Here is a 22,362-nt window from a genome sequence, read left to right on the forward strand (position 1 = left end):
ATTGGCATGTATGGATTAACGAGAGATTTTATTCGTAACGGCGGAGCGTTCATGGTTTTGGAAAAAGAAGACGGGTTACGAATGGAGGAATTGAGCCGGGTACAAATGGGGATGTTGTCCTCCAATCAGATTCCTCGACTTCTTCCTGTTCATATTCGGGAAGTCGATCGAAATGTAACTTTGCAGTACGACATTTCAGGGTACAAAATGTTATCCCAGATGTTAAAGTCAAGCAAAATCAAGTTGCGTGTTCTGTATGGTCTGTTGTTCCAACTAGCCGATGCCTTCATGGAATGCCGACAGTATATGTTGGAGCCTCGTAAATTATTGATCCAGGAAGAGTACTTGTTCATCAACGGTTCATTTGAACAGGGTGAGCTTGGAATGGTCTATGTACCAATCATGGATACGGTTGAAGTTGATCCAACGCCGCAGCAATTCCGTGAGCTTGTGATCAGGCTGATGGCCCAGGTGCAGGAACTGCAAGGAGAAGGCATTCAGCGTGTTCTGCAGTTATGTGACAATGAACGTTGGGATATCAGACAGTTGCGAGAGCTTCTGCTGGAGTTATATGCTGACGAGCAAGAGAATGGAGGAGTCGCAGCATTTCTCTCATCCAGAACTTTGGAAACACCCAATGATTCAAGAGGTGATCTTCATTCGTCGATTTCTGAGCGAGAGAGCAGGCAAGCCACTGGTAATTCTCGACCATATCAACCCAGTGCTCCCGTTCATAATGCTGCTGTGGAGCCGCAATTAAATTTTCGTCAGCCGCAAAAAACGAGTGAATCCGAGGTGGAAGACATTCCGGTGAGATCTCGAACCTTTCCAGGCAGGCGCTCGCCTGAGCTATCTTCATTTGAGAGCTCAAACAGCATGGATAAGGGACGAAGTAACCCGTATGATTCCCTAGAGCGTGTTGATATGGACGCGGAGGAGAAGTCCGGATCTTCCAAAGTGACCTATATCATACTGGGCTGCATGGTTGCCATGGCATTGGTATGGAGATTTATATACATGGAGCAACCGGGACAGACGCAGATGATCCTGTGCATGGTACTAAGCCTTGGCTTGCTTGGTGTAGCAGGATGGACGTGGAAGCGCAAGGGAAGTCCTCATAATGACGCAGAGAATAAGCGGTCTTTTTCATTCAATTTAGGTAAGAACAAAGGCAAGCAAATGGAAGATGAAGAGGAACAATTTCAGGAGAGTTGGCGCTGGAATACAGCTGAAAGGTCAGCGGAACGCATAAACCAAACGGTTGCATCCACCTCAGAAGGTGGTGGCGAGCATTCCCGTTTTCAAAATTTGCATATGACACCTGAACACTCCGAACCACCGTTCGTTCAGCACCATGTGGAGACGGTAGCTTCAACTTCAGAGCTAATTCGACAGGATGCAGTTGCGGAAGCAACCGTGAATTTGCAGAATCTGAGTGGAGGTAATGTTACAGGGGCAGGACCAATGATGGCGTCTTATTATCTTGAACGAAGATCTGGCACCGGTGACCAACATGAACGGATGGATGTGCAAGGAGCATCTTTTGTCATCGGAAGATCAGCAGACATGGTTCAGTGGGTGGACACAGCGACCGGCGTGTCCCGTGCTCATGTGGAATTGAGCCGGAACAAATCGGGCTATGTGATTAAGGATCTGGGTTCCGTCAATGGCACCATTCTTCAGGGCAATATTCTTGCTCCGTATAAGGAATATCCATTGGCGGATGGAGACACATTTACACTTGCGGAATCAGTCTACACTTATCGGTCGGTTGGATAAGACATAGTTCAATCAGTCAGATAAGCCGCGGTGCTTCAGATCTTCCAGTGCCTGGGTTAAGGTAGGGAAAGTGAATTGGAATCCGTGGTCGAGTGCTTTTTGCGGAATGACTCTCTGCCCCTGAAGCAGAACAACGGATAGTTCACCAACTAAGGTTTTAATTAAGAAGCTGGGTACGGGGAACCAGTGAGGGCGATGATACACTTTACCGACCGTACGACCGAATTCATCATTGGTGACAGGGTTCGGTGAGGAAGCATTGACCGGACCTGACACTTGTTTATTTTGAATGCTAAAATCAATGAGTCTTACGATATCCATAATGTGAATCCAGCTAGTCCATTGCTTGCCACTGCCGATCTTGCCACCAACACCCAGCATATAAGGGAGTTTCATCAATGGAAAAGCACCTCTTTTGTGTCCAAGCACCAAACTCACCCGGATTTTAACGAGTCTTACATCTTTGATTGCATCTGCAGCAACTTCCCATTGTTCCGAGACCCGGGACGGGAAGTTCATGGATTTTTGCGGACTACTCTCGTCAAAGGTTTCATTAGGGGAGGTTCCATAGATGGCCATGGCAGAAGCTTGAACGACCACTTCCGGCTTTTGTTCCAGAGATTCCACCAATCGGGCTACCCGTGCTACGGTTGTTACTCTGGATTCAACAATCTCCAGCTTCGCCTTGGTTGTCCAACGTTGATTCAGCGTTTCTCCGGCAAGGTTAACGAGAGCATCCATACCTTCCAGCAAGTGAGGTTGTTCTTCGACTTGTTCCCACGATATATATGTAAGATTTTTACTTGGATTATGCAAGTCAGGCAGTTTTCGTGTAATAACTTTCACATGGTGCCCGGCTTGCAGCCAGTAATCTACAAGTGCTCCTCCCACAAATCCGGTACCTCCACAAATGGCAATTTTCATATCAAACATCCTCTCTGTATTTTCACTGCGCTGATATACCGTTGGATCGACAAACAGCCCCGTAAGGTAAGCAATGCCTGTTGGGAACAACTTACCTGACGGAGCATATCTGTATCTAATTAACCCAATTTATATGCCACTTAACTCATCTTTTATTTTATTTAATCAAATGTTGATAAGGGGAATAATCGATTTTGTTTTTCTCCAAAAACTTTACCAAAAACTTATTATCCCGCTTCGGTGTGGCAATGATGTATCCTTTGATACAATGATCTCTCGATACTTCCGTGGCGTTGTCTTCAACTGCAATCTTACCGATCTCTGCAGCAATGGAATGTTTGGCTATGTCACGAAATGGCCCGGGCACAGGCTCCACAAGTTGATCCAAAAAAGCTTTGGCTTCATCTGTCCACAAGTGACGGCTGGCTTCAACCCAATAATTCTGCCAATCCAGCTTGGACTTTCCGTCCGCTTTTGGTAGCACTTTCAAAAACTTGCGCATCATGAAGAATCCACCGATACACATGCTGCCAAGCAATAAAAAAGTCCAGAATGCGATTGTATTCATAAACCAATTGCTGGGGGAACTACTGGTCAGTATCATCGCGTAGGAGTCGAAAATCATTGCGGAGTCACCTCGGTTCATTGATTTTCACGGAAAGACGGATTCCGCCTACCCATGTTCCACATATTAGCTGTAAAAAATAGCCTCTATCCCGAATTATAGCGCATTTCTAGATTTATTTCGATAATCGCGTTAGAATAAGGGATAATTCAGATTAAGGGGGATCAATAATGCTGAAAATCGGCTCCCACGTGTCCTTTTCGGACAAGGGATTATTGAGTGCAACGAAGGAAGCGTCTTCGTACGGTTCCAGTTCGTTTATGATATATACGGGTGCACCACAGAATACACGTCGCAAGCCAATTGAATCCATGTATATTGAAGAAGGCAAACTTGCCATGCAAGAGGGTGGAATGGAAGATATCGTTGTCCATGCACCGTACATTATTAATCTTGGCTCATACAAAGACAACACGTATAGACTCGCTGTAGATTTCCTTCAGGAAGAGATTCGTCGTACACATGCCATTGGTGTGAAAAACATCGTATTACATCCTGGCGCTTTTACAGATAAAGATGCCCACTATGGGATCGGACGGATCGCAGAAGGTTTGAATGAAGTGCTGGAGGGTGTGAAAGAGACAGATGTGAACATCGCTCTGGAGACCATGGCTGGCAAAGGTACGGAGATGGGGCGTAGTTTCGAAGAGATCGCTCAGATTATCGAGAAAGTAACGTATAACGAGCGCCTCACTGTGTGTATGGATACATGTCACATTCATGATGCCGGATATGATATCGTTAATGATTTTGACGGTGTACTGGAACAATTCGATCGCACGGTAGGACTTGACCGCATTGCTGTAATGCATATTAATGATAGTAAGAATGCTATGGGTGCGCACAAGGACCGTCATACACCAATTGGCTCTGGCTGGATCGGGTTTGAGGCGATTAACCGCATCGTCAACCATGAGAAGCTTCAAGGACGTCCATTTATTCTTGAGACACCTTGGATTGGTAAAGAGGCCAAGACCCAGCGTCCAATGTATGAGGTGGAGATTGCCCTGCTTCGTGGGGATGTTGCCGGTCGATTCGGCCAGGATTTCCTGACAGAAGTAGAACAGTTGCAACACTTTTTCAAAGGTAAAGAGATTGAGTCTCGTTCGTATATTCTGGATGTGTGGACGTTGCTCAAAAATGATGCCAAAGCCAAAAAGGCAGATCCGCGCGAACCGCTGGAACGCCTCTATGACATGGTGACTGAAGCTGCATTGTTCCCGCATTTGAATGAAGAACAACTGAATCATCGCTTGATTGCATGGCTTGCGGGTTAATCCCGCAGGTCATGGCTTAATTGAAGGAGGAAGAATAACCCGATGGAGATCCACGCTAAACAAGTACGCCCTGATTCTAAAAACCGCGCCGATCGTGCGCGCATGCTTATTTCCTGTCCGGATGGTCCAGGAATTGTAGCTGCCGTCTCTCACTTCCTGCACCAGCATGGTGCAAACATTGTTCAGTCGGACCAGTATACAATGGACCCTGCTGGCGGCATGTTCTTTATGCGGATTGAGTTTGATCTTCCGCAATTGTTGGTCAATTTGCCGAAACTGGAAGCTGATTTTGAAGAAGTAGCAAGCCGTTTCCAAATGGAATGGACGCTATCTGCGGTTAGCCGCAAGAAGAAATTGGCTATCTTTGTATCCAAAGAAGATCACTGTCTGGTTGAATTGTTGTGGCAATGGCAGGCTGGCGACCTAGATGCTGATATTGCTCTTGTGGTCAGCAACCATCTGGACATGAAGGACTATGTAGAATCATTTGGCATTCCATATCATCATATCCCAGTTACAGCAGACACGAAGAAAGAAGCCGAACAGCGTCAACTGGACGTCATCGGCAACGATGTGGATGTGATCATTCTGGCTCGTTACATGCAGATTATCTCTCCGATGTTCATTGAGCATTACCGCAATCGAATCATTAATATTCACCATTCGTTCCTGCCAGCCTTCGTTGGTGGTAAACCGTATGCGCAGGCGTACAACCGCGGTGTCAAAATTATCGGTGCGACAGCGCACTATGTTACGGAAGAACTGGATGGCGGACCAATTATCGAACAGGACGTGCAGCGTGTAAGCCACGGGGACGATGTAACCGAGCTGAAGCGTATTGGACGTACCATTGAGCGTGTTGTGCTTGCACGTGCCGTGAAATGGCATGTTGAAGACCGCGTTCTTGTTCACGAAAATAAAACCGTTGTATTTTAAGCTCACGCTTTAATACTGTGCAAGGTTGATTCGGAACCACATAATAGATTATCCAAAAAGCGACCCCAATTCGTTTACGAAACGGGAGTCGCTTTTTTTGTTGTGTTGATATACTTTCCGCACAAGCCAAGCATAATACCAAATAGCAGATGTCCTGCAATCCAATAGAGGATGGCAAAAACATCGTACAGGTCTGGCACACGTGATGACAATTGAGAGAGTGGGATATAGAGCACGGACGAGACTGAACCAAGTATAATTCCTTTGATCATTGGGCGGCCTGAATGTCGTATCCACCACACATAGAAGATGCCGATGATAACGGATACGATGAGATGCAAAGTAAATTCAATAAATTCGGGTAAGGTTGGTGGAAGACCAGGCACAAAATCAATATTCAACAGCAGGGTATATACTTGTTCGCCTGTGTTGGCCTGAATCATTTTGAGGAAAAATCCCAGGACAACTCCGGATAGAATCCCCGTTAAAATACCGGATAACCAGGGTAATGAGTGTTTTACCGATGTTGATGGGTGAGCAGCAGGATCTGGCATGATCGCGACCTCCTATGATTGACGCATGGACATCTGAAAAGTAAACCACAGCCCGATTTTCAAATCCATATTAAGGAACATTATATGTGAATTGAGGATGAATATCTAAAATATGCATGGTTTTCAGGTTAAAGGTTATACTTCATGCGATGGATTTGCGAGGCTCCTTAAGTCTGCTTTTGGAATTTAGTACCTTTTAAAGTACGATTTTTGCTTGATTGGCCAAGGATTATTCATCACAAACAACCGATTTTTCATGAACTTCTCAAAGAAGGTTATGGAAAAGCTTCACGCCAAGTGATACAATACAAAAGTGAATAAGTCAAAATGAAACACTCAAGCGGATTCACTTATTGTGAAATTCGGTTTGCTTGTATGATGAGAGGGATTCGCTTGCGCACCCGACTTATCTAAAGACATGAGGAGGACAAACCATGACTGACAAGAACGAAGCGATTCAAAAGGACGAGAACACTACAATCGACAACCTGTCGATTACTACCGTACGTACTTTGGCGATTGATGCAATTGAGAAGGCAAATTCCGGACATCCGGGTATGCCTATGGGCTCCGCTCCAATGGGGTACCAACTTTTTGCAAAAACGATGACTCATAACCCGGACCACCCAACTTGGGTTAACCGGGACCGTTTTGTCCTGTCTGCAGGACATGGCTCCATGTTGCTGTACAGCTTGCTGCACCTGAGCGGATATGATCTTCCAATGGAAGAACTGAAACAGTTCCGTCAATGGGGAAGCAAAACTCCGGGTCACCCGGAATTCGGACATACTGCAGGTGTTGATGCAACTACCGGCCCACTGGGTCAAGGTATTGCAATGGCTGTAGGTATGGCGATGGCTGAAGCTCAACTGGGCGCAACATACAATAAAGATAAATTCAACGTAGTTGACCACTACACTTACGCAATCTGTGGTGATGGTGACTTGATGGAAGGCGTATCTCATGAATCAGCTTCCCTGGCTGGACGTTTGCACCTGGGCAAACTGATCATGTTGTTCGACTCCAATGACATCACGTTGGATGGTAAATTGGATCTGTCTTCTTCCGAAAGCATCGCGAAGCGTTTTGAAGCTTATGGCTGGCAAGTGCTGCGCGTTGAAGATGGTAACGATCTGCCTGCAATCGAAAAAGCAATTCAGGAAGGTCAAGCAGATACACTGCGTCCTACACTGATTGAAGTTAAAACGGTTATCGGTTACGGTAGCCCGAACAAACAAGGTAAAGGCGGCCACGGCGGTACTCACGGATCTCCACTGGGTGCAGACGAAGCCAAATTGACTAAAGAGTATTACAAATGGGTTTATGAAGAAAACTTCCACGTACCAGCTGAAGTTCGCGATCACTTTGCACAAGTGAAAGATCGTGGTATCTCTGCTAATAAAGCTTGGGACGAGAAATTTGCCGAGTACAAAAAAGCATATCCTGAGCTTGCAGCTCAATTCGAAACAGCGATTAACGGCGACCTTCCAGAAGGATGGGACCGTGATCTTCCTAAATATGCAGCAACAGACAAAGCGCTCTCCACTCGTGTAGCATCCGGTAACGCTCTGAACGGTCTGGCACACAACGTGCCACAACTGACAGGTGGATCTGCTGACTTGGAAAGCTCCACAATGACTCACTTGAACAACCTGGAGAACTTCACACCTGAAGATTACTCCGGCCGTAACATCTACTTCGGTATCCGTGAATTCGGTATGGCTGGAGCAATGAACGGTATGGCACTGCACAGTGGTGTGAAAGTATTCGGAGGTACGTTCTTCGTATTTACCGATTACCTGCGTCCGGCTGTTCGTCTGGCTGCCCTGATGGGATTGCCTGTAACGTATGTTCTGACTCACGACAGTATCGCTGTTGGTGAAGACGGTCCTACGCACGAACCGATCGAGCAATTGGCATCCCTGCGTATCATTCCTAACCTGACGGTTATTCGTCCGGCTGATGGTAATGAAACTTCGGCTGCTTGGGCTTACGCGCTTGAGAACAAGAGCAACCCGGTTGCACTCGTACTCACTCGTCAAAACCTGCCAATCCTGGAAGGTACCGTTGAAGGTTCGCGTGAGAACGTGAAACGTGGTGCTTATGTTGTCTCTGATGCAAAAGATGGCAAAGCGGTAGCACAAATCATCGCTACAGGTTCTGAAGTGCAATTGGCTGTTAAAGCTCAAGCAGCACTTGCAGAACAAGGCATCCAAGTTCGCGTAATCAGCATGCCAAGCTGGGATCTGTTCGAGAAACAAGACAAAGCTTATAAAGAGTCCGTTCTTCTTCCGGATGTTAAAGCTCGTCTTGCAATTGAAATGGCTTATCCAATGGGCTGGGAGAAATATGTTGGAGATCAAGGTGACATTCTCGGAATCAGCACATTTGGTGCTTCCGCGCCTGGCGACCGTGTTATCCAAGAGTATGGCTTTACAGTGGATAACGTGGTTAGCCGCGTAAAAGCATTGCTGTAATAGAGGTTGTTCAAAAAGTCTGCTTTTGATTACGAAGGATGCCTCACGGCATCATCAGCGTCGAATATGGGATTCAGCCGAATAAGAATATGCTTACGGAGTATGTTTCCTTCGGAAACATTGTAGTTGCTCACGTAGTTTTCTCCTACGCTCCGCTACTCCATTTCTAGCTTCATCCCATCTTCTCGGTACTGAAAACCTGACTTTTTGAACACGCAATTAGCTTCATAAACGCTGCTATGGTTGGGAGGGCATCATGCTGTCCTGATCCATGGCAGCAAGTTATTTCCGCAGAACAGGGGCGGTGAAGCGTTATCGCCCTGATCTGTTTTGCCTTTTGTTTTCATTAACTTCAGGGGAGCGGGTACGCATGTCACAATTCGATCAAGTTAGTGTAGTGAAAGAGGCCAACATTTATTATGATGGTCAAGTAACCAGCAGAACAGTTATTTTGGGGGATGGCAGCAAAGTGACTCTGGGCATCATGCTTCCAGGCAGTTATGAGTTCGGTACGGATTCTCGTGAAATTATGGAGATTCTGTCCGGAGATCTGAAAGTATTGCTTCCCGGAGAAGAAGAGTGGCAAGAGATTCAAGGTCAAGCTACGTTCCACGTGCCTGCCGAATCCAAATTTAAACTGGAGATACGCAGCGTTACTGACTACGTCTGCTCGTACCCGGCGGAATAACATAAGAAGGGTAAGCAGAACCGCAACCTGCGGATTCGGTTTACCCTTTTTACTTCTTGAATTCTAACGACAAAGTTCGAGCTGCAAGCTTGTCAGCCCCGTGGATTTGAAGTATCCTTAAGGCAAGTTGTTTAGAATGGAATACGGACATAATATAAGAGGTTGTTCAAAAAGTCCGCTTTTGATTACAAAGTTTGAACACGCAATATAATCGAAATCAGGAGGTTTTTGAGATCATGGCAAAAAAAGTGACATTTGACTATAGCACGGCATTGCAATTTGTAAATCAGCACGAAGTGGATTATTTCGCAGAACCGATTCGTCTGGCTCACGAGCAGCTTCACAACGGAACAGGAACAGGCTCCGATTATCTGGGCTGGATTGACCTGCCAACGGCTTATGACAAAGAAGAGTTCGCTCGCATTCAAAAAGCGGCTGCCAAAATCCAAAGCGACTCCGAAGTACTGATCGTTATCGGTATCGGTGGATCATACCTGGGTGCACGTGCAGCGATTGAAATGCTGACTCACTCTTTCTATAACAATCTGCCAAAAGACAAACGCAAAACGCCTGAAATCTATTTTGCAGGAAACAATATCAGCTCCACATATGTAACTCATTTGCTGGACCTGGTTGAAGGCAAAGATTTCTCCGTCAACGTTATCTCCAAATCCGGTACAACAACTGAGCCGGCTATTGCATTCCGTATCTTCCGTGCAGCACTGGAAGAGAAATATGGTAAAGAAGAAGCTCGCAAACGCATCTATGCTACAACAGACAAAGCGCGCGGTGCACTGAAAGAACTCGCAAATGCAGAAGGATACGAATCTTTCATTATCCCTGATGATGTAGGTGGACGTTACTCCGTTCTGACAGCTGTAGGTTTGCTGCCAATCGCAGCAGCTGGTATCAGCATCGAAGAAATGATGCAAGGTGCGGCTGACGCATCCAAAGAATACAGCAACCCAAACGTAGCTGAGAATGAAGCATATCAATATGCTGCAGTTCGTAACGCATTGTATCGCAAAGGCAAAGGCACTGAGATCCTTGTAAACTATGAGCCTTCACTGCACTTCGTGTCCGAGTGGTGGAAACAACTGTTTGGAGAGAGTGAAGGTAAAGACTACAAAGGGATCTATCCTGCATCTGTTGATTTCTCTACAGACTTGCACTCCATGGGTCAATTCATCCAGGAAGGTAGCCGGAACATCTTCGAAACTGTTATCCAGGTTACTGAAGTTGCTGAGCATATCTCAATCAAATCCGATCCGGACGATCTGGATGGTTTGAACTTCCTTGAAGGAAAAACCATGGACTTTGTTAACAAAAAAGCGTTCCAAGGAACACTGCTTGCACATACAGATGGTCAAGTACCAAACCTGATTGTGAACATTCCAGATATGACTCCATATTCTTTCGGATATCTGGTATACTTCTTTGAAAAAGCATGCGGTATCAGTGGCTACCTGCTGGGTGTCAATCCATTTGACCAACCAGGCGTGGAAGCTTACAAGAAAAATATGTTCGCATTGCTGGGCAAACCAGGCTTTGAAGAAGAGAAAGCAGCGCTCGAAGCGAGACTTTCCGAATAATTCATCGGTCTGCTCATATAGTTGAATAAGGTAATGTAAATCTAACCGGGAATCACTGTTCGTTTAAGATGCAGGGTTCCCGGATATAGATAACCAGGGCAGTTCGTCCGCGTTCGCGCGGTGAACTGCTTTCTTGTAAAATGGACTCAGGAAAAGATCAGAAAGTTGGATTTAGGATGATTGAACGTTATCGCACGGTTCGAGGACCGGGCAATCTGGAAATTGTAATCAAGAAGTCGCGATTTATCGGTCATATTATGCCGGTCACGACAGAGGAAGAGGCTGTTGCCTTCATCGATGAGATCAAGAAAAAACATTGGAATGCGACTCACAACTGCTCTGCATACATGATTGGGGAGCGAGACGAGATCCAGAAGCAATCCGATGACGGTGAACCCAGCGGAACAGCAGGGAAACCCATTCTTGAAGTGATCAAAAATCAGAAATTAAAAAATGTGGCAATTGTGGTTACGCGATACTTCGGGGGAATTATGCTTGGAGCCGGTGGGTTAATTCGTGCTTATACGGATGGAGCTGTAGCAGCCATCGAAGCCGGAGAAGCCATTACCAACGTGCTGCATCGTGAAGTGTTTGTTGAACTGGATTATACGTGGCTGGGAAAAGTGGAAAATGAGTTAAGAAGCCGGGAAGTCCGTACAGGTGAAACTGGATTCACCGATAAGGTTACGTTGACTTGTCTTCCGCCGGATAGTGAAACCGAGGCATTTATAGCCTGGATCACGGATTTGACGCAAGGGCAATCCCGGATCACGGAGGGACAGCGGCTTTATTTTATTGAAGGGGAATAAAATATATGGCTAGAAGAGCAGTCGAACAGGAGTTGTCGAGGGAGCGGATACTGGAGGCGGCGAGGCACCTTTTTATTACCAAAGGATACCGCGCCATTTCGATGCGAAGCATCGGCCAGCATCTGGGCTATAGTCATGGGTCGCTGTATTATCACTTTAAGGAAAAGGCAGAGCTGTTCTATGCCATCGTGGTTGAAGATTTTAATCATCTGGGGCATTTGCTGCTGCAAGCTATGGTCAGGCCGGTTCGTGATGATGTGAGCAAGGTAGAGCACATTATGATGGAGTTTATTCGCTTTGGTCTGGAGAACCCATATCAATACGAAATCATGTTTATGATCAGGGACGAAGAACTGTTGTCTTATTGTCGTACCGAACAGGGACGTTGCTTCGAATTGTTTGCATCGATTATAAGGCAGTATATGAATGAAGAGAACTGTACGGAAGAGGATATTCAAAGGGTACCGCGTACGCTATTTTTGGCTATGCACGGATTCATTTCTTATTACATTCAGGACCGTTTAACGTTTGTGGAGATTGAATCGTCTGCGCTGTCTCATGTCAAAGTGCTGTGCCGCAATCTGGGTCAGCAGCCTGGCGTCCAATAATGGCGCTATTGTTGCACCCCTACACTTCAGGGCGGTGATTTGTCATAACTTTAATTCTTTATAACGTTATCTCGCGAAAGTTAATATGCGCAGCAGACCAAGTCAGGCGGCTCCGACCCGGAATGAGGGTGGACCGCCTGTTTGTGTTTGCAAAAATGAATGAGTAGGTGGCAGGTCTATTGGACCCAACTAACCTTCCATGATTTTGAGAAAATATTCCCGCTCACGTGGTCCATCGAATTCGCAAAAGTAAATGCCTTGCCAGCGGCCAATCAGCAGTCTGCCTTCGTGAATAATAACTGTCTGTGATGGCCCTGTTGTAATGGATTTGAGGTGAGAGGCTGTATTGCCTTCGGCATGTCGATACTCGGGATGCTCCCAAGGGTACACTTCGTCAAAGCGTAACAAGACATCATGTTTTACATCCGGGTCTGCATTTTCGTTGATGGCAATACCTGCCGTTGTATGTGGACAGTAGATGAGCACCGTCCCATTCTGCACCCCGCTACTCTGGACAACCTGCTTTACGTCCCATGTGATATCCTTCATTTCATCTCGTGTGGAAGTGGATATATTCTTCGTATATAACATGTTAGATCGCTCCTTATCATCTCTGTTCTTACCCTCGATTGTACCTTAACCACTACATACCAAACAAACCACATATGCAAGGTGAAAATAGCAATTCGTATGATAACGGAGAGGACAGAAATAACCTGAAGTGATATTTAGTAATCGATCTCATATGTGCCCCAATTTTATTCAATAAAAGCATTGACGATTAGCACTGCAAACTGGTAAAGTATCAGAAAAGCAAAACCAAGTAGACTAATGGGAATAATATTAAAGCAATATCATCCAACTTAGGAAAAATGTTGTATTGAAGCCAGGAAGACTGCCGACCGGAGCTAAAGCCGGAGGCTGGGAGGGAACGCAGCAATGAATACCGTTCTTCGTCATAAGGGATGGACTTGGGGATTTCGCAGTACCGTATTGTTATATTTTATCGTACTTATTGTACTTCCAATCATCGGTGTGTACGTCAATTCCTTCTCCGAAGGATGGAGCAACTTTGTTCAGAGCATTATGGACCCCATCGCGTGGAAAGCCGTACTGCTGACCATTCGACTGGCTGTGATTGCCACGCTGATTAATGTAGTTCTGGGCACGATGATTGCCTGGGTGTTGACAAGGTATCGCTTTGTGGGCCGATCGTTTCTTAACAGTCTGGTTGATCTCCCGTTTGCACTGCCAACAGCGGTGGGCGGCTTGATGATTATGCTGCTTTTGGGTCCGGTCAGTGCCATCGGGAAACTGGCTGAATCCATGGGATTTGAGATTGTGTTTCATCAGCCCGCCATTGTTATCGCGATGACCTTTGTCACGTTTCCGTTTGTTATCCGTGCAGTGCAGCCTTTGCTGGAAGAAATCGATCCTTCCGAGGAAGAGGCCTCGTACACGATGGGGGCATCCAAGACTCGCACGTTCATGCAGGTTATTCTGCCGTCCATGGCACCTGGCATGATCAGTGGAGGGATGCTCGCTTTCTCCAGAGGACTGGCTGAATTCGGGGCTGTTGTGCTGGTGGCTGGTAACATTCCAGGAAGAACACTGACCGCTTCCGTATTTATCTACGGGGAGATTGAAAGTGATAATCCAACGGGAGCCGCTGCTGTATCCGTGTTGCTCCTGACGCTCTCCTTCCTGATCCTCTGGCTGATCAATCTGGTGCAGATGCGGGGGAGAAGACGATGAGACGACTCTTAATCGGACTGACGTTTGCGGTATTTATTGTACTGTTGATTATCCCGCTTGGCCGTATTTTTATTGGCGCATTTGAAGACGGGGCAGGCGGATTCCTGAAAGGGCTGATGCGCCCTGAGGCGTTACACGCTTTGATGATGACCGGACTGGTTGTCCTGGTGGTCACCCTGTTAAATACATTGTTTGGCATCATGATGGCTCTGTATCTGGTTCGTGCCGGATGGCTGAGTGAACGGATAAAAGGGCTGCTGAACAGCATTGTAGACCTGCCTTATGCCGTATCTCCTGTCATTGGCGGCTTGATGATTGTGTTGATGTTGGGACCTAACAGCATTATGGGCGCTTTTTTTGAAGGGATTGGATTCAATGTGGTCTATGCCTTCCCAGGTATGGTGATCGCAACGTTATTTGTTACGTTTCCACTGATGGTCAGAGAGGTTATGCCTGTCCTGCAGGAACTCGGTTCTCAGCAAGAGGAGGCCGCATCTACACTTGGCGCTTACGGCTGGAGAACGTTCTGGAGTGTGACATGGCCTTCAATCCGCTGGGCGGTAGTATATGGTCTAGTCTTGACGGTTGCACGCTCGCTTGGGGAATTCGGTGCAGTGCTGGTTGTATCCGGTAATATTATGAACAAAACGCAGACCGCAACAACCCTGGTGTATCAGGATGTTGAGAATTTTAATGTAGCTGCCGCAAATGGTGTGGCATTGGTGCTGGTCACCTTCTCCGTCGGGCTGCTGCTCATGATGGAATGGGCCAAGAAGCGAAAGGAAGTGCATTGATATGCATGTAGAAGTCCGTGATCTGAACAAACATTTCGGTGATTTTCATGCGGTAAAAGATGTCTCATTCGATATTGCCAAAGGCCATCTGATCGGTCTGCTTGGACCCAGCGGAGGCGGGAAGACGTCCATTCTGCGGATGCTCGCGGGTCTGGAGAATCCGGGTTCCGGAGAGATTCGCTTTCACGGAAAAGTCGTGAACCATCTGCCTCCACAGGAGCGGGGCATCGGATTTGTATTCCAGAACTATGCCTTGTTCAAACATATGACGGTATTTGAGAATATTGCTTTTGGACTTAAGGTCAAAAAGACACCGAAAGCCCAGATTCGTGATCGGGTTATGGAACTGGTTGAATTGACCGGGTTAAAAGGTTTCGAACAGCGCTATCCGCATCAGCTGTCTGGTGGGCAGCGTCAGCGTGTGGCTTTTGCCAGAGCGCTCGCCCCGGAGCCCCAGCTGTTATTGCTGGATGAACCGTTCGCGGCCATTGATGCCAAGATCCGTCAGGAACTGCGTTCATGGTTGCGGGAGCTAATCGAACGGGTAGGAATCACTTCGATTTTTGTAACGCATGACCAGGATGAAGCGATTGAAGTGGCGGACGAGATTATGATTATCAGTCAAGGTCGTCTGGAACAGAAGGGCACACCTTGGGATATCTACAAAAACCCGCAGACACCGTTTGTCGCTACCTTTATCGGGGAGTCTACGGTTGTGGAGGATGCTTCCCAGCTGAAAGGATTCGAACATGCTGTCGAGGGTGAACATACCAAAGCGCTTATTCGACCGGAGTATATTGAGATCGGCTTGAAAAATGAGTTCACCATGTTGTCTGCAACGGAAAAAGGTACAGTCAAACATCTTCATTTCCGGGGCAGTGAATGGATGGTAGAGGTGGACGTACAGGGTCATAAGTTAATCACATATCGTTCCCTGGAAAAAACGACCTTGGAGATCGGTCAACAAATTCGAGTCCTTGTACACCGTGCATATCTGTTCAATGACTCCAACAGTTGGGTGGTTGAGAACCGACTGAAGGAAGATCCGATGCCGGTGATGATTTAGATCAAGTGGAAGAAAGGGGCTGCCCATGCAGACGAGGAAGAAGAAAGCCATACTCTTATATGTTGCCCTCATGCTTCTGCTCGTCTGCATGACCGCTGGGTGCAGCAAGCAGGAGGGGGCAAGCGAACAGAACGAGCCCTCTAGTAACGATTCATCCACTACGCTGGTGATTGGTGCTTATAGTGTAGCAAAAGACGCTGTAGGCGAATTGCTGCCCAAGTTCCAAGAGGAGTGGAAGGCAAAAACCGGACAGACAATTAACTTCCAGGAATCCTATGAAGCTTCGGGTACACAGGCAAGAGCCATCGTTGGTGGATTCGAGGCTGATGTGGCCTTGCTCGCGATGGAGAGTGATATCGAGAAGCTGGTCAAAGCCGATCTGGTTAGCTCCGATTGGAAACAGACCCCTAATGAGGGCATGATCACCCGTTCGATTGTTGTTCTGGGCACAAGAGCAGGCAACCCGCTCGGAATTCATGATTTTCAGGATTTGACCAAGCCGGGAGTGAAGGTACTCTACCCTAATCCAAAGACATCCGGGGGCGCACAATGGGACATTAATGCCATTTACGGTGCTGGATTAAAACTGTCGGAGGAACAAGAGGGGAAGAAAGATCCTGCCGCAGCCAAGGATTTTCTCGAACAGGTACATCGCAACGTTGAATCATTGGACAAGAGTGGGCGTTCTTCGATGGCGGCATTCGAGTATGGTGTCGGTGATGTAATCGTCACGTATGAAAATGAATTGCTTGCCCGGATCGCTAAAGGTGTAGATTATGACATCGTCATTCCGAAAAATACGATCCTGATTGAGAACCCGGCAGTTGTGGTGAATAAATATGCCGATAAACATGGGAATCGTGAATTGGCGGAAGCTTTTGTCGCATATCTGCGTACACCAGAAGCACAGCGCATTTTTGCCAAGCATGGTTTTCGTTCAGTAGATCCGGATGTATTTGCACAGACCGAGTCCACATTCCCAACGCCTGAAGGATTATTTGATATCAACTATCTGGGTGGATGGGATGAGGTACGCAGTACGTTGTACTCCAAACGCGGCGTGTGGTATCAGGTGCTTGCGGGAATATGAGCATAGCTGATGTAATCGAACAGGTAACCGAGCATATGGATACTAAACCTTCATTTCAATGGAAGTAGAGATGGAGGTTTTTTACTGCCAAAAGGTTATAATAGAGGTATACTGAATCATGATTGTTACATAGTACTAGCAGGAAGGTGTGAGTTGGATGAATGCAGAGATCAAATTATCCCAAAGTACAGCAATTCGACTGGAGCAGGCCCGCGGTAAGGGGATGCCTGAGGAAGAAATATTAAAAGCCATTCAAGCCAAAGACGTTTCCGCTTTTGACGCCGTGTCTGAAGAGGAATACCGATATAACGAATTTTTCTCGTATGCGGACGAGCATGGTGAAAATCTGGAGGCAGCAGTGAAAGACGGCTACCGGATTACCTTTAACACGCGTGGTGGACTCGGAATCTGGTTGGAGAAGGCCTTTAAGGTGCAGCCAGAGAAAGATTTCACGGTGGGTGAAGGTATAGTAACCGGATTACAGCTGAAACCGGAGCAGGCAGAGGTGCTGGCGAAGCGGCTTGCATCGAACTGGGTCATTACAGAATCGAAGGATGTACCTGCGGGTCAGGAACTGACTTTGAAGCTGCGGGCACTGGTTTAATTCTAGCGTTGGGTTAATGTGACTCGATTCAGTCGGTCATGGCCTGTGAAAAAAGGTAAGGCCTGCTCTTCATATTGGCGACCCAGCTATAAGAGGGCGCACCAGATGTGGATGAGCGGAAGCTCCCGAATGGAGCGTAGCATGGAATTAAAGTCTGACGGTGAACAGTCAGACCACGGACTGTCCCGAATTGCAGTGGAGAACTGCAGCGGGATGGTCTTTTTTTTGCAAAAACAGAGGTGGACGATTACAATTTACATATCATTAATTCAGGGGGAATGCGGATTGAATCAGCTAACATTTCTGGGCACTGGCGATGCGATGGGCGTTCCACGTGTGTATTGTGATTGCGACGTATGTACAGAGGCAAGGCTTACGGGAGAAAATAAACGGAAACGCTCTTCTGTTCTGATTGACGGTGGTGTTGGGGATGGTGCGAGTGAACAGTTCATGATTGACTGCGGACCAGACTGGAGATCACAGATGGAGGATCAGGGATTGCGTATGGTGCATACGCTGCTCATCACTCATGCTCATTTTGACCATATTGGAGGATTGCCGGAATGGGCGGATGCATGCCGCTGGTTGGGTGTAAAAGGGCGTTTGTATGCACCGAGTGAAGTGATTGCCACCATTCAGGGACAGTTTCCCTGGTTGGGGCGTCATATGGACTTTCTGGAAACGGATGATGGTATTGAACTAGGCGGCTGGAAGGTGCATTCCTGGAAAGTATGCCACGGACATAACGGGTATTCTTACGCCTATCGACTGGATCGAGACGGGTATAGCTGGGCGTACTGTTCAGATGCTATTGACCTGAAAGACGCCGAGAAAGAGCCATTGCACGGACTGGATATGCTGGTGCTTGGAACAAGCTTTGTGCATGAGCTTGCGGAATTCTCAACACGTTCCGTGTACGATATGCGTGAGGCGCAGGAGCTGCTGTGGGAACTGAAGCCGGGTCATACTTATTTTACACATATGTCTCATGACGTAGATGTAAGGCAGAATTATAATCTGGATCAAGGTATTACGATTGCCCTTACCGGGATGAAGGTGCCGCTTGGAACATTAAAGCTGGAAACGAATGCGTAACCCAACTTAACTAGCGTAATAAAATAAATTCAGAAGAGCGTATCCTTTACAAGGGGTTCTTCGTTTACATAGTGTAAGTCAAAATCAATCAGGAACCAGCAAAGGGGGGCCCCCAAGATGGCCTTTGTGAAGTCCGTGGATTGCAGAATCAACAGACCACATGATGATGGTAAACAAGATAAATTCGATATTGAATTCAATGGCAACGACAGAAAAAATCAATTGAACCAAAGCATTCATGCCGTATTACCCGATCTGATGGGTTCGTTGTATGCGTATTGTTTATCTCTGACGAAATCAGTTCCAGAGACGGAGGATTTGGTTCAGGAGACCTGTCTCAAAGTATTGTCGTCGAGAGTGGTTGGAACTTCCGGGATGAATAAAGATATAAACTGGGAAGCTTATCTGATTCGTATTGCACGCAACAGCTGGATTGATATCTTACGCCAGCGGGAGAGATTAGCCTATAAACTGGATAGCTTGAAGCCGTTCCTGCACGAGATGGAGGAGGAAAGGCGATTCGAGGAATTGGAGTCTGCCGTACAACTTCTTGTAAATGCGCTACCACCGTGGCAGCGAGTGATATATGTATTACGTGAATTAATGGGTTATAAGGCGGCAGAGACTGCGGAAATGTTGGATACAACAGAAGGGGCTGTGAAAGCAGCGTTAAGTCGTGCCCGCTCTGCCATAGCCGAGGTGAGGCACAGGTTGGAACAATCAGACGGTGAATTGCAGTATGAAGAGGGCACAGTGGTGGACAATCGGGAGGAACTGCGCAGTTATCTGCTGGCATTTCGTAATGGAGATACAGCTCAAATCATTGATCTGTGCCTGAATCGTTCGGATGATCCGATGGCTGTGGCGGGGACGATTTTGCAGCAGACTTTGCCGTCTCCATCCATGCAGCCAATGATGTACGGGTACCCCACTTCTGGTATGAACTCGATGTCGTATGGAGGCGGGTACACGGTCAACATGGTTGCCTAAACCGAGGAGGCGACATATATGAATGTAGTGCCGTATGTAGTGGAACAAACTGCTCGCGGAGAGCGGAGTTATGATATTTATTCACGTTTGCTCAAAGACCGGATCATTATGGTGTCCGGAGAGATTGAGGATCAGATGGCAAATGCCATCGTGGCCCAGTTATTGTTTTTGACTGCAGAGGACCCGGAGAAGGATATCCAGATGTACATCAACAGCCCTGGTGGGTCGGTGACTGCGGGATTCTCGATCTATGACACTATGCAATTTGTGAAGCCGGATATCTCCACGATCTGTACAGGTATGGCGGCAAGCTTTGGTACGATATTACTGGTGGGTGGAACCAAAGGCAAACGTATGGCGCTGCCCAACAGTGAGATCATGATCCATCAGCCACATGGCGGTACGCGGGGGCAGGCGTCGGATATGTTGATTCATGCTAACCGCATCATTCAGCATCGTCAGCGCCTTAACAAGCTGTTAGCCGACCATACAGGGCAGTCGATTGAGCGAATTGAGAAGGACTCGGATCGAGATTATTTCCTGTCCGCTGCTGAAGCAGTCGAATATGGATTGGTGGATAAGGTCATATCCAGCTCATAACAGTATCCCGGAAGGTCATGTGACCTTTCGGGCTTGATTAATCAAGAGGACGAACAGGAAACTGACGTCCTCTTTTTTGTCGTCCAGATTAGCCAGTCCACGTCTATGGAATGATTCAGAATGAGAACAATCTGAAATAAGGATTGACCATCGGTAGGTATAGTGTGTATATTATATATATACACTATACCTACTGAAAACTATTTAACATCAATGAGGTGAGGAAAGATTAACATTTTAATATCGAACGCTTCGAGCGATCCGATCTATATGCAGATTTTAACTCAGATCAGACAGAGCATCTTGAGCGGAGAATTGGTTGCTGGAGATAGTCTCCCCTCCATTCGGCAGCTCGCCAAGGATCTGCAAGTCAGTGTTATTACAACTAAACGTGTCTATGAAGAGCTGGAGAAGGAGAAACTGATCGATTCAGTTGTAGGAAAAGGGAGCTTTGTATCCGGAGCCAATCAGGACTTTATTCGAGAACGGCGGATGAAACAATTGGAAGAGAAGATGCTCGAAGTGATTCGTGAGAGCAGAGAACTGGGCATGAGTTCACAGGATGTAATCCATCATCTTACATTGTTGGTTGAGGAGGAATAAGCATAATGAACGCTATCGAATTACGTAATGTAACCAAAACGTATCCCTTATTTAAAGTAGATAATGTATCTCTTGATGTGAAAAAAGGATATATCACGGGACTTATTGGTCCGAATGGGGCGGGAAAGAGTACTTTGATCAAAATGATCACGGGTCTGATCCATCCCGATAAGGGGAGCCTCAAGACATTGGGCAGTGAGATGCCCAATCAGGAAGTTGACATCAAGCAGCGCCTTGGCATTGTGTCCGATGAATGCTTTTATTATGAGCATCTAACGATCCGGGAGATGACACAAATGATCGCTCCTTTTTACACCAAATGGGATAATAAAGCGTTCAATGACTACTTGGATCAGTTCGAACTGTCTCCCAAAAAGAAAATCCAGGATCTGTCCAAAGGCATGAAGATCAAGTATTCTCTCGCCGTAGCTTTGTCGCATGAAGCAGATTTGCTGATTATGGATGAACCAACATCCGGGCTTGACCCTGTATTTAGGAGGGAACTGCTCGATCTTCTTGCGGATATGATACAGGACGAAACAAGGTCCATTATTTTCTCGACACATATTACGACCGATCTGGAACGTATTGCAGACTACATTACGTTTATTCATCAAGGAAAACTGGTGTTTAATGAAGCCAAAGATGATGTGCTGGAAAGGTATACGATTGTAAAAGGGGATACGAGTCTGCTTGATTCCGACATTCGGAAACATTTCATCGGAATACGAGAGACAGCCGTTGGTTTTGAAGCATTGTCGGATCATAAAGCAGAGGCCGAACAGTTATTTGGCAGGTTTGCTCTTTTACAAAGACCCACGTTGGAAGACCTCATTTATTTTACGGCGAAGGGAGGACGCAAATATGCTTAACCTACTTCGTAAAGACTTCATTGTACTGAAAAGTTCACTATGGACGATTGGATTATACCTGGTGGTGTTTAGTCTTGCATTTATACCAAAGAGTGAAATGTCAATGTATTTTGTAGGCATCTACACAGCCTTTGGTTCGGTCATGCTGGCAACTATGATTGATATCAAGAACCATAATCATAATTTCCTGGTCACGCTCCCGGTTAGCCGCAGACAGATTGTGAAAGCCAAGTACCTCTCTGCTATAGTCTATACATTTTTCGGGGTGCTCGCGTCGTACGGAATTCACGAGCTTGTGAACCTGAATTATCCTGAACTGAACAAACCGAATTATTCACTTATGGATATTGCCATTTCCGTAGGCATGGTGCTTGTGCTAGTCTCCATATACATGCCTCTATTCTACGGACTTAGCAAAAAAGGGGCAGGCATTATCAATGCGATATTCATGGTCTGTATGATTATACTGGCGCAACCCGTTGCGTACCTCATGAGTATGGCCAACGAGAACGGCATGATTACCACAACGACAATGGCATTGGTTTCTGTAGGCATAATAGGTTTGTTTGTAGTGTCTTATCTTATTACGATCCGCCTGTTTGCAAGAAAAGACCTTTAAGCACA

General features: G+C 46.6%; 23 protein-coding genes. 19 read left to right on the forward strand and 4 right to left on the reverse strand.

Going from position 1 to position 22,362, the window contains the following annotated elements:
- Positions 1-6: 6 nt before the first annotated feature.
- Positions 7-1,779 carry a DUF6382 domain-containing protein gene (locus QNO02_RS07050; protein WP_289391535.1) on the forward strand — a complete coding sequence of 591 codons (1,773 nt, stop codon included), beginning with the start codon at positions 7-9 and terminating at the stop codon, positions 1,777-1,779.
- A 12-nt stretch (positions 1,780-1,791) separates the two neighbouring features.
- Here QNO02_RS07050 and QNO02_RS07055 read toward each other — a convergent pair whose 3' ends face one another.
- Together QNO02_RS07055 and QNO02_RS07060 are read right to left on the reverse strand one after the other, a co-directional pair.
- Complete coding sequence (locus tag QNO02_RS07055; protein WP_249911488.1) at positions 1,792-2,703, reverse strand: TIGR01777 family oxidoreductase; 912 nt, start codon at positions 2,701-2,703, stop codon at positions 1,792-1,794.
- Positions 2,704-2,860: 157 nt separating this feature from the next.
- Positions 2,861-3,328, reverse strand: coding sequence for a DUF2621 domain-containing protein (locus QNO02_RS07060; protein WP_176872741.1), 468 nt, complete (start codon positions 3,326-3,328; stop codon positions 2,861-2,863).
- Positions 3,329-3,498: 170 nt separating this feature from the next.
- On the opposite strand from QNO02_RS07060, the gene QNO02_RS07065 reads away from it, so the two are divergent.
- Positions 3,499-4,605 (forward strand): deoxyribonuclease IV, encoded by a 1,107-nt coding sequence (locus tag QNO02_RS07065; protein WP_289391537.1) that lies wholly within the window; start codon positions 3,499-3,501, stop codon positions 4,603-4,605.
- Positions 4,606-4,647: 42 nt separating this feature from the next.
- Positions 4,648-5,541, forward strand: a complete 894-nt coding sequence (purU, locus tag QNO02_RS07070) for a formyltetrahydrofolate deformylase (RefSeq protein WP_076209449.1) — start codon at positions 4,648-4,650, stop codon at positions 5,539-5,541.
- 74 nt (positions 5,542-5,615) lie between these two features.
- Here the strand turns inward: purU and QNO02_RS07075 are convergent, their stop codons facing one another.
- The gene (locus QNO02_RS07075; protein WP_289391538.1) at positions 5,616-6,095 is read right to left on the reverse strand and encodes a hypothetical protein; all 480 of its coding nucleotides are present in this window, start codon (positions 6,093-6,095) and stop codon (positions 5,616-5,618) included.
- Between the two features lie 434 nt (positions 6,096-6,529).
- On the opposite strand from QNO02_RS07075, the gene tkt reads away from it, so the two are divergent.
- The 5 genes from tkt (at position 6,530) to QNO02_RS07100 (ending at position 12,269) form a co-directional block, all read left to right on the forward strand.
- Positions 6,530-8,572 (forward strand): transketolase, encoded by a 2,043-nt coding sequence (gene tkt, locus QNO02_RS07080; protein ID WP_289391539.1) that lies wholly within the window; start codon positions 6,530-6,532, stop codon positions 8,570-8,572.
- Positions 8,573-8,942: 370 nt separating this feature from the next.
- The gene (gene ppnP / locus QNO02_RS07085; RefSeq protein ID WP_017689983.1) at positions 8,943-9,260 is read left to right on the forward strand and encodes a pyrimidine/purine nucleoside phosphorylase; all 318 of its coding nucleotides are present in this window, start codon (positions 8,943-8,945) and stop codon (positions 9,258-9,260) included.
- A 236-nt stretch (positions 9,261-9,496) separates the two neighbouring features.
- Positions 9,497-10,852: a glucose-6-phosphate isomerase gene (locus QNO02_RS07090; protein ID WP_017689982.1), complete on the forward strand. Its 1,356-nt coding sequence runs from the start codon at positions 9,497-9,499 to the stop codon at positions 10,850-10,852.
- Between the two features lie 176 nt (positions 10,853-11,028).
- Positions 11,029-11,661, forward strand: a complete 633-nt coding sequence (locus tag QNO02_RS07095; RefSeq protein ID WP_036669098.1) for a YigZ family protein — start codon at positions 11,029-11,031, stop codon at positions 11,659-11,661.
- Between the two features lie 5 nt (positions 11,662-11,666).
- Positions 11,667-12,269, forward strand: a complete 603-nt coding sequence (locus tag QNO02_RS07100) for a TetR/AcrR family transcriptional regulator (RefSeq protein WP_017689980.1) — start codon at positions 11,667-11,669, stop codon at positions 12,267-12,269.
- Positions 12,270-12,458: 189 nt separating this feature from the next.
- Here the strand turns inward: QNO02_RS07100 and QNO02_RS07105 are convergent, their stop codons facing one another.
- Entirely contained in the window at positions 12,459-12,860 is a 402-nt protein-coding gene (locus tag QNO02_RS07105; RefSeq protein WP_289391540.1) for a secondary thiamine-phosphate synthase enzyme YjbQ, read from the reverse strand.
- 348 nt (positions 12,861-13,208) lie between these two features.
- Here QNO02_RS07105 and cysT point away from each other — a divergent pair, with 348 nt between their 5' ends.
- The 11 genes from cysT (at position 13,209) to QNO02_RS07160 (ending at position 22,357) form a co-directional block, all read left to right on the forward strand.
- Positions 13,209-14,024: a sulfate ABC transporter permease subunit CysT gene (gene cysT / locus QNO02_RS07110; protein WP_289391541.1), complete on the forward strand. Its 816-nt coding sequence runs from the start codon at positions 13,209-13,211 to the stop codon at positions 14,022-14,024.
- Positions 14,021-14,818 (forward strand): sulfate ABC transporter permease subunit, encoded by a 798-nt coding sequence (locus QNO02_RS07115; RefSeq protein WP_017689977.1) that lies wholly within the window; start codon positions 14,021-14,023, stop codon positions 14,816-14,818. Before cysT ends, QNO02_RS07115 begins: the two co-directional genes overlap by 4 nt.
- Before the next feature lies 1 nt (position 14,819).
- Positions 14,820-15,884, forward strand: a complete 1,065-nt coding sequence (locus QNO02_RS07120; protein ID WP_036610770.1) for a sulfate/molybdate ABC transporter ATP-binding protein — start codon at positions 14,820-14,822, stop codon at positions 15,882-15,884.
- A gap of 25 nt (positions 15,885-15,909) precedes the next feature.
- A complete protein-coding gene (locus QNO02_RS07125; RefSeq protein WP_289391542.1) occupies positions 15,910-16,974 on the forward strand; it encodes a sulfate ABC transporter substrate-binding protein in 1,065 nt (354 codons plus the stop codon).
- Between the two features lie 157 nt (positions 16,975-17,131).
- Complete coding sequence (locus tag QNO02_RS07130; protein ID WP_091033569.1) at positions 17,132-17,578, forward strand: hypothetical protein; 447 nt, start codon at positions 17,132-17,134, stop codon at positions 17,576-17,578.
- Positions 17,579-17,863: 285 nt separating this feature from the next.
- A complete protein-coding gene (locus tag QNO02_RS07135; protein ID WP_289391543.1) occupies positions 17,864-18,673 on the forward strand; it encodes an MBL fold metallo-hydrolase in 810 nt (269 codons plus the stop codon).
- A gap of 117 nt (positions 18,674-18,790) precedes the next feature.
- Entirely contained in the window at positions 18,791-19,663 is an 873-nt protein-coding gene (locus QNO02_RS07140; protein WP_289391544.1) for an RNA polymerase sigma factor, read from the forward strand.
- Positions 19,664-19,681: 18 nt separating this feature from the next.
- On the forward strand, positions 19,682-20,263 hold the full coding sequence (gene clpP / locus QNO02_RS07145; RefSeq protein WP_289391545.1) for an ATP-dependent Clp endopeptidase proteolytic subunit ClpP: 582 nt from the start codon (positions 19,682-19,684) through the stop codon (positions 20,261-20,263).
- A 228-nt stretch (positions 20,264-20,491) separates the two neighbouring features.
- Positions 20,492-20,866 carry a GntR family transcriptional regulator gene (locus QNO02_RS07150; RefSeq protein WP_036610760.1) on the forward strand — a complete coding sequence of 125 codons (375 nt, stop codon included), beginning with the start codon at positions 20,492-20,494 and terminating at the stop codon, positions 20,864-20,866.
- A gap of 5 nt (positions 20,867-20,871) precedes the next feature.
- On the forward strand, positions 20,872-21,738 hold the full coding sequence (locus tag QNO02_RS07155; RefSeq protein WP_249911481.1) for an ABC transporter ATP-binding protein: 867 nt from the start codon (positions 20,872-20,874) through the stop codon (positions 21,736-21,738).
- Positions 21,731-22,357, forward strand: a complete 627-nt coding sequence (locus QNO02_RS07160) for an ABC-2 transporter permease (protein ID WP_289391546.1) — start codon at positions 21,731-21,733, stop codon at positions 22,355-22,357. Before QNO02_RS07155 ends, QNO02_RS07160 begins: the two co-directional genes overlap by 8 nt.
- The last annotated feature ends 5 nt before the right edge of the window (positions 22,358-22,362 follow it).

Origin of the sequence: Paenibacillus sp. PK1-4R, assembly GCF_030369595.1 — a bacterium.
Lineage (GTDB): Bacteria > Bacillota > Bacilli > Paenibacillales > Paenibacillaceae > Paenibacillus.